Genomic DNA, 1,135 nt, shown 5'->3' with positions numbered 1-1,135 from the left:
TCTACGACCTGCGCAATCCTCAGGTGATGCGGGACCAGGCGCGCCTCGCAGCTGAGTACGGCATCGGCGCGTTCTGCTTCTATTACTACTGGTTCAGCGGCCGCACCCTGATGGAGGATCCGCTGCACCAGTGGCTGGCCGACGACAGCATCGACCTGCCGTTCTGCCTGTGCTGGGCCAACGAGAACTGGGCACGACGCTGGGATGGCCGCGACGAGGACATCCTGATCGGCCAGCAGCACAGCGCCGAGGACGATCTGGCCTTCATCGCGCATGTCGCGCCCTACCTGCGCGACCGCCGTGCCTTGAAGGTCGAGGGCCGGCCGATGCTGCTGGTCTATCGCCCGCACCTGCTGCCCGACGCCCGGGCGACCGCCGAACGTTGGCGCCGCTGGTGCCGCGACAATGGCGTCGGCGAGATCCACCTGGCGTACGTGCAGGGCTTCGAGCGCCCGGATCCACGCGACATCGGGTTCGATGCGGGAGTAGAGTTCCCGCCGAACATGAGCAACCCGCGTTCGTTGTCGGCGCAGCAGTGGCTGCTCAATCCGGCCTTCAATGGCGATGTACGCGACTGGCGCGAACTGGCTGCAGAAATCGCAGCCCGCCCGCTGCCGGACTATCCGCTTTACCCGGGCGTGAACCCGGGCTGGGACAACGAAGCGCGCCGCTCCGGCCGGGGCCGCGTCTACCTGCATGCATCCCCACGCGGCTACCGGGACTGGCTGCGTACCACGATCCATGAACGCCTGGCCCCGGCGCCAGCGAGCCAGCGGATGGTGTTCATCAACGCTTGGAACGAATGGGCAGAGGGCGCCGTGCTGGAACCGGATGCACGGCTGGGTCATGCCTGGCTGCAAGCCACCCGCGATGCACTCGTGCCTGCTCCGGCACTGCTTCGGAAACCGGCAGTGCATCTCCATGCCTGGTATCTGGAAACGCTGCCGGACGTCCTGTCCGCGCTGCGCGAAGCGGCACTGGACTGGACAATCGTGGTGACCACCCCGGCACACCAGGCGGAGCCGGTGCGGCAGGCCCTGGTGGCGCATGGGCTCGAGGGTGAGGTCGTCGCCGTGGACAACCATGGGCGTGACATTCTTCCGTTCCTGGAGGTCGCCGAAGGGCTGCTGCAGAC

1 protein-coding gene is annotated in these 1,135 nt (G+C 67.2%); it reads left to right on the top strand.

Annotated elements, in window-relative coordinates:
- The coding region (locus ACFV9G_RS29980; protein ID WP_378733147.1) for a glycoside hydrolase family 99-like domain-containing protein at positions 1-1,135 on the top strand (1,135 nt) is incomplete at both ends.

This window comes from Nocardioides sp. NPDC059952, assembly GCF_042730435.1.
GTDB lineage: Bacteria > Actinomycetota > Actinomycetes > Propionibacteriales > Nocardioidaceae > Nocardioides.
This window is presented reverse-complemented; position numbering and strand designations above follow the sequence as displayed.